General features: G+C 31.9%; 9 protein-coding genes. 7 read left to right on the top strand and 2 right to left on the bottom strand.

Going from position 1 to position 7315, the window contains the following annotated elements; translation table 11 throughout:
• The first annotated feature begins 744 nt into the window (after positions 1–744).
• Positions 745–1026, top strand: a complete 282-nt coding sequence (locus B9T30_RS16135) for an IS1 family transposase (RefSeq protein WP_086185897.1) — start codon at positions 745–747, stop codon at positions 1024–1026.
• A gap of 37 nt (positions 1027–1063) precedes the next feature.
• Positions 1064–1477 (top strand): IS1 family transposase, encoded by a 414-nt coding sequence (locus tag B9T30_RS16895; RefSeq protein ID WP_413772581.1) that lies wholly within the window; start codon positions 1064–1066, stop codon positions 1475–1477.
• A 50-nt stretch (positions 1478–1527) separates the two neighbouring features.
• Here the strand turns inward: B9T30_RS16895 and B9T30_RS16145 are convergent, their stop codons facing one another.
• Both B9T30_RS16145 and B9T30_RS16150 read right to left on the bottom strand, forming a co-directional pair.
• The gene (locus B9T30_RS16145) at positions 1528–2166 is read right to left on the bottom strand and encodes a hypothetical protein (RefSeq protein ID WP_086185899.1); all 639 of its coding nucleotides are present in this window, start codon (positions 2164–2166) and stop codon (positions 1528–1530) included.
• Between the two features lie 141 nt (positions 2167–2307).
• The gene (locus B9T30_RS16150) at positions 2308–2901 is read right to left on the bottom strand and encodes a recombinase family protein (protein WP_086185900.1); all 594 of its coding nucleotides are present in this window, start codon (positions 2899–2901) and stop codon (positions 2308–2310) included.
• A gap of 212 nt (positions 2902–3113) precedes the next feature.
• Here B9T30_RS16150 and B9T30_RS16155 point away from each other — a divergent pair, with 212 nt between their 5' ends.
• The 5 genes from B9T30_RS16155 to B9T30_RS16175 all read left to right on the top strand — a co-directional run bounded on the left by B9T30_RS16155 (position 3114) and on the right by B9T30_RS16175 (position 6379).
• Entirely contained in the window at positions 3114–3776 is a 663-nt protein-coding gene (locus B9T30_RS16155; RefSeq protein WP_086185901.1) for a hypothetical protein, read from the top strand.
• A 303-nt stretch (positions 3777–4079) separates the two neighbouring features.
• Complete coding sequence (locus tag B9T30_RS16160) at positions 4080–4505, top strand: plasmid replication DNA-binding protein (protein WP_086185902.1); 426 nt, start codon at positions 4080–4082, stop codon at positions 4503–4505.
• Positions 4506–4574: 69 nt separating this feature from the next.
• Entirely contained in the window at positions 4575–4886 is a 312-nt protein-coding gene (locus B9T30_RS16165; protein WP_086185903.1) for a hypothetical protein, read from the top strand.
• A complete protein-coding gene (locus B9T30_RS16170; protein ID WP_086185904.1) occupies positions 4874–5182 on the top strand; it encodes a type II toxin-antitoxin system RelE/ParE family toxin in 309 nt (102 codons plus the stop codon). The genes B9T30_RS16165 and B9T30_RS16170 overlap by 13 nt, the downstream gene beginning before the upstream one ends.
• 243 nt (positions 5183–5425) lie before the next feature.
• On the top strand, positions 5426–6379 hold the full coding sequence (locus B9T30_RS16175) for a replication initiation protein (protein ID WP_086185905.1): 954 nt from the start codon (positions 5426–5428) through the stop codon (positions 6377–6379).
• Positions 6380–7315: the final 936 nt, after the last annotated feature.

The raw sequence follows: 7315 nt of genomic DNA on the forward strand, positions 1-7315 counted from the left end.
TATGGGGTTATAGGAAAGACCTATATTGTTTAATCTGGACGATTTTGTGAGCATTTATGTTTTTAAGTAATGTCGTATTTGGAATAAGTAAGAAAAAGATAATATTTTTATAGTTAAAATATAAAAATTAATTATAAATCAGTATCTTGAATCTATTACGACAATCCATTATTTTATCAATATTTTATAATTCAATGATTTAACCAAAAATTAGAATTTATTAATATTAACCTGAAAGCTGTATAAAAAAGGATTTTTGAAGGATTTTAAAATGTGGTTAAACCTATAGAAATTATCTTCTTTCTATAGGTTTATATTAGTAATAAGAATTACTAATAATCTAATTTTTATATAACTATTTATTTATCTTTGATTTATATTTATTTTAGATATTAGGGTTACTAACTAATAGTCAACAAAAGTAAGATCTAAACCTATAATTATAATCTAACTACTTCCTTGAATATCTTAATAAGAGCTATATCATCTACTAATGGAAAATATGATTTAATATTATCCCTATCTAGCTTTTCAATTTCTGGTAAAAAGTCTTTTACTGATGCTTCATAATCTATCATTTTCTCATAATTGTTGTTCTGGTTATGTCCTTGTCCTTCATCTTTTTTATATCTATTATGAAGCACATTCCATAGAACTAAATTGCTTAAAAATTGGGTAGTGCTCAGATCCAACGTGTTTTATTTTAGAATACAATTGAAACCACACAAGTCGTAAATACTGACAATGATCATAGAAACTACAACCTACCTATGCACCCGCTGCCAATCAGCGAATATCTATAATAATGGACACAATAAAAGTGGAAATGCGCAGTTCAGATGTAAAGATTGTGGTCGTTCAAGTGCGCTCAAACCTAAAATTAAATATACAGAAACGCAGAAAGAACTCATCATCAATACTTATCTTGAACGAGGCAGTTTAAGAGGCATGCAGCGCTTATTCGGTGTGGCACCTGAAACACTGATGAGCTGGATAAAAAAAAGTAAACAACAGGAAACTGAGTGATGAATTACTTGATGCTGATCCAACAGATGTTCTAGAACTGGATGAACTGTGGAGTTTCGTAAAAGCTCGTCGTCATAAGGTTTGGACTTGGATTGCACTCTGCCGTCGTACACGTCAAGTTATTGCTTATGTATGTGGTCAACGTAATGATAAAATATGTACAGATTTGCGTTGCCGTATTCCTACTCCCTATTTTAATTTAGCAACCTACAGTGATTATTGGTCAAGTTATGCTGAAGTGTTTGATCCAGAAACACACCGTTCTGTAGGTAAACATACAGGGTTAACTAACCATGTTGAGCGCTTTAATGCCACACTGAGAAATCGCTTAGGACGTTTTACACGAAAAACTTTGAGCTTTTCAAAGAAGAAAGAGAATCACGAGGCAGTCTTACATCTATTTTTGTTGAAATATAATCAGGATATGAAAAATAGGTGGATAACACGTTAAATTTAAACACTACCAAAAATTGATTATATTCTGTATTTGATTTCTTTTGATTAATCATTTTTATTTCCACCTATTGTTGTTCCAAATTTCTTTTTATATTGTACTAATGTTTTATCACCTAGCTTTGCTAGGTATGAAGATCTATAGATACATGCTTTAAAGTGAGCTTCATTCTTTAAATTATGACCTTCTCTTATACCTGTCTTTAAATATTCACCTCTAACATGGTGGTATGTTAAAGATACATATTCATACTCCTCATATTTACTATTAGATTCATTAACTCTTGATTTTATTGAAATACCTTTTATTTTTCTTAATATCTTTTTTAATAATTTGTAAACCATGTGAGGATTATACTTTTCTTTATCTACAACCAAAATTATTTCTAAGTGTAGTCCTCTTTTATTTGCATGTTCAAAGCTATAAATAAATGAATATCCAGTATCATTAAATATACTCTTAATCTTTCTAGTTAATTTACTTATATCAAATGAATGATCATTATTTAGTCCTAATGTATATCTTAAAGCTATAGGTCTTTTTATATTATCTCTAGCATGTACTAAAGCTAGGTATATTTCTCTCATGTTATCTTTGCTAAGTTGATAGTTTTTTTCACTATTTTTATTGTATTCATTGTTGACTGGATATCCACGATAGTGGTCAGTAGTTAGTAGTTTATTCATTAAAAGGTAAAGAAATAAGTATTATTCAGTAGTGTTATTTATTTGTATGTGTATCTATTATTAAATAGAGAGGCGTAGAAATTACAGTACGCCTTATGCACTTTTAGAGGGGTTTTTATATATGATTAAACAACTCATAAATTACCCCTTTAAAACTCTGTATACAGTTGCTACGCCACAACCGACAGCTTTAGCTATTTCTTCTTTTGTTAAATTTTTATCATTTAACTCTTTGATTCTATCATGTTTATTTGTATCAGCTTTCTTCCCCGTTGGTTTATAGCCACTTCTAGCTAATCCCTGCTTAATACGCTCTATACGTTTATCATTGTCTAATCTAGCCATTGTAGCCAATAGATCAATTAGAAGGTTATTAATCAAACTAAGGATTGAAGCTGTAATAGTATCGTCTGTATTCATCAAAACATGAGTAGTTGGCAAATCAGCTACAATTAGCTTTAATCCTTTCTCTTTTATACGTCCTTTCAATACATCAAAGTCAGACTGTGAAAGTCTCGATAGCCTATCAACGCTTTCAACTAACAAGGTGTCCCCATTTTCTGATTCATTTAAAAGCTTATTAAGTATAGGTCTTTCTAGCTTAGTACCTGATTCATTTTCCACATACTCTATAGCGGTATCAGTAATTTCATTAGCAAATTGCTTTAAGTCTTCTAATGCTCTTTCAGCATCCTGATCTTTTGTACTAGCTCTTACATATATACGAATAGTCATTTTATTATATAGTCTTTGATATTTAAGTCTTATGATAATACTATTATTTAATTATAAATAATAGTCTATTGATAGGTTTTTCATCATCTAGTTTTATTATTGTTAAGGTATAGTCTAATGATAATTTATAAAATTATTAATTATTTTCTTTATCTGAAATCTTATATGTATATAATTTTACTAATAAAACTTAACAATTATATGAGAGACTTGTGAATAATTTATCTAAATTAAATATAGTTTTAATAGTTACTACAGCTATAGCAGTCATTATTGCCATATATGCTTTATTGAAAATTAATAAAACTGAGCCTGCCAGTATACAGGTAGAATCAGAAATGATAGCTAAGTCTGAAACCGTAAATGAACCAAAAATCGTAAATAATTCAGAGTCTGTTAGTGAATCTGTAGAGATAAATGAAGAAGATCCTTTTAGTAATGGTTTTGATTCTATTGAAGCTACTGGATATGTACAAAATTTGCTTCAAGAATATTTTTATAATAAAGCAATGAATTCGTCTGATAAAAAAGTTCGTGAGCCATTTGGTAGAAAAATAATCAATGTACCTAACACTATAATAGACTACCGAAAACAGGTATATAACCCACAAACTAGAACCGAAGAATTTTTTGAAGTTCAGAAAAATATTTCTTACTTTGACTTTGATACAATTTCATCTGTTATTAATAACTTTCAATTAGTTAATTGCGATAAAACTCTTACACGAAATTCTAAATTAGCATATGACTGTATATTACTTTTACCTGATATATATGAATCTGGTTTAAATGAAACTGAAAATAAAGGCCCTTGGAATTTTAGAATTCTAATTGTTAAACAAGATAGTGGCTATGAAGTCACAAGTTTTGAATAGTTTTCTTTTTTGCTTGATGTACACGCACGAAAATTAATTTTACTGGTAGTTGTATTGCTTCATTCACGTACATCGTTCTAGTAAATCGATTTTTATATTCAGGAATAGGCCATTTGTTCACTACATCAGGTTATCTTACAAACTATATGGAAATTATAGAGCAGAATGATGTGACAATTACTATAAAGCGTTTATAACTTTACCGATGTTTAGACAACTGAACACATTTACAATATTTGCATATTTGATCATGTTTATAGTTGTATATTGTTGTTCAGTTGAGTTTTATAAAAATGAACATATATGAGCAGTATTTCAATCAATCAAGCAAGTAAACTATTTAAAATAAGTAGGAATACTATTTATGCTCGAATCAAGAAAGGTGAGATAACAAAAAACAGTGAAGGTAATGTTTCTGTTCAAGATATGATGCGTTTGTTTGGAAATAAGGCAGATAAAAAAGCGACAGAACAGGCTGTCACTGAGCTATTAAACAGTACAAGTAAGCCAGTACAGAAAATTGAACAGATTGATGAGCAATTAAAGAGCAATAGTGAACAGCTTTTACTACAAAAAATTGAACAATTGAAAGGACAGGTTGAACAATTAGAGAAACAATTAGAATACGTCAAAGCAAACGAAGCATGGCTTAAACAGCAATTAGATCAGAAGCTCATAGAACATAAGAATCATGAAAAGAAAGGGTTGTTAGGTCGTTTATTTGGATAAGTTGTCATACCCAGACCTAAACTATGCTATATTTTAGGTGTTAAAAGGTATTACCTTTGGAGGTAAAACATGCCATCAACTACTCAAGCATCTAATGCACCTAAACCTAGTGGCATCACATCGGTAAAACTAGGACACAGAAAGCACGTATTAGCCCAAATTGCTGAGCTAAAGCAAAGAACTGTACATAGCCTAGTGGTTGAAGCCGTGGACGCTTATATTGCTCAAATGCAAGCAAAAATGGATTATGAAGCTCAAGCTATCCGTTCTTTTGAGAATTATCAACAAACAGGTTTGCATGTAACGCATGATGAGCTACAGGCTTGGGCAGACAGTTTAACCAGTGATACGCCTTTAGAAGCTCCAACATGCCACAAGTAGTCTATACCGAAGAATCTAAACAAGATTTAGTGCGTTTTGCTAATTTTTTGGTAGCAAATGAAGCAAAGGAACAGGCAAAAGCGGTAATCACTGTTATTTTGTCGAACGTGAAAAAGTTAGAAGAATTTCCCTTAATTGGTCGAATATACCCAATTGAGAATAAGGATTTTAGAGAACTCAAAATTAAATATGGCAGTAGTGGCTATGTTTGTTTGTACTCTTTCGATCCAATAACCAATATTGTTTTAGTCCATGCTTTTAGACATCAAAGGGAATTAGGATATTCCGCTTTCTAATAATGTCAGTGGAATAGATAGGGAGCTTTTCACGGTTATCTGAATAATTAACTGTTAGAAAATTTCTTATCTACATGGAATTATGATACAAATATTTCAGACATGAAAAAGCCCGTATTTCCTCGCTCGCCAAAGTTTAGAAATACAGGCTTGAATCCTTAAATCATATGAACCGTGAAGCTCAAACAATCTGAGAATAATAATACAGGTTGTTTGAGCATTTGCAAACAGTGAAGTTATGCAATGCAACAATTATCATTAGGCTTAGAACAATTTACAGGCAATCTGCCCAACAAGCCCTATTGCTCAGACAATATGGATTTCGGGTTACAGATTCGTCCTAAGCATTTAGCTTTGCTTAAACGCTATATTCAGCCTAATCATCCCTATTACACTCATTTCTTTGTCTTTGATCTCGACTATCCAACGGCTTATATTGATTTCTTTTATTCAATGGTAGGCGTACCAGTTCCTAATTTAATCGTAGAGAATCCTGAAAATGGACATGCACACTACGTTTATCAGCTAAAAACTCCTATCTATCACACTAATGCAAGCAACGATAAGCCCATAAAGTACGGCAATGCTGTCTATTTGGCTCTTAGAGCTGTATTGAATGCAGATATTAGCTACAGCGGACTTATTACTAAAAATGCTGTACATAAGCATTGGCGTACCCATATTCTACGTGAACAACCTTACACACTTGATCAGCTTTCTGAACGCTTAGACTTAACAACAAGGGAAATCAATAAACAAATCAAAGTTGATGAAGCTGTAGGGCTTGGTCGTAACTGCTGTGTGTTCCATACAGTGCGACATTGGGCTTATGTTGAGGTGCGACAATATCGAGGTCGAGATAACAAGTTCAATCAGTGGCTTGAATCGGTCATTGCTCAATGCTGTTCAATCAATGCTCAATTCACTGCTCCGATGCAGTACAACGAAGTGAAAGGCATTGCAAAATCTATTGCTCGTTGGGTATGGAAACGTGATGGCTATGCATACCAAGAGTTTATTGATCGTCAGACACGTAAAGGACAGTTAGGAGGTAAAGCTAAAGGTGATGCATACAGCGCTAAACGTGTTCAAGCAGTACGTTTGAAGGCTAAAGGTTTAAACCATACACAGATAGCAAAACAGCTTGGCGTAGCTCGTTATTCAGTGATTCGTTGGCTTGATGGGGTGTCACAATAGCCTAAATCAGATATTAGCTCTTTTGGGGGCTTTCTTGTGTTGTACAAAGCTTAAATTCGATACTGGTTCTTTTGTGGCGTTTTACTTCAAATTTTAGTTTTTTATTGAACCTTTCTTTTTTGCTCTTTCTCTCAACTTTTAGTTTCTTATTGAACTCAATTAGTTATAACGCCATGACTTTAATTTTTTCTTTCACATATTTTAAAGCGTTACAACTGATTGAGTCTCCAACCGACTGTACAGATCAGTTTAGATATTGAGATCAACAGAGGGCGTGGAGATTTGAATATCTTTTAATTACCTCATATAACCATTTAGTTAAGTCGAGCGAAGGCGAGTTCGGTAGTTTCGATATGTATAGTATTTCAGTTCCATAACATAAGAGAACGAAGCTGGCGATTTTTGAGAACAATTCTTATTAACTTCACAATGAAAAAAGAACGGAGCTTTAAAGAAAAACTCCCCGCCTAAACGGAGTACAAATAAATTACTTGTTCAATCAGCACTGAGGGATGAACAATGTAAGGGGTGTGTAGGCTAAAAATGAAGGCTAGCCATCCACGATATTCCTTAAAGATTTTGTAATAAGACCTAGGTCATACTTTCAAAAATAGGAAAGTTCTATCTTGAGTTATATATGCCCTTAAATCGCCCTCATTTGCTGTTACAGCTCGTTTAATCTTAAGTTGTATGGGGTTATAGGAAAGACCTATATTGTTTAATCTGGACGATTTTGTGAGCATTTATGTTTTTAAGTAATGTCGTATTTGGAATAAGTAAGAAAAAGATAATATTTTTATAGTTAAAATATAAAAATTAATTATAAATCAGTATCTTGAATCTATTACGACAATCCATTATTTTATCAATATTTTATAATTCAATGATTTAACCAAAAATTAGAATTTATTAATATTAACCTGAAAGCTGTATAAA

Source organism: Acinetobacter sp. ANC 4973 (genome assembly GCF_002135275.1).
Taxonomy (GTDB): Bacteria; Pseudomonadota; Gammaproteobacteria; order Pseudomonadales; family Moraxellaceae; genus Acinetobacter; species Acinetobacter kyonggiensis.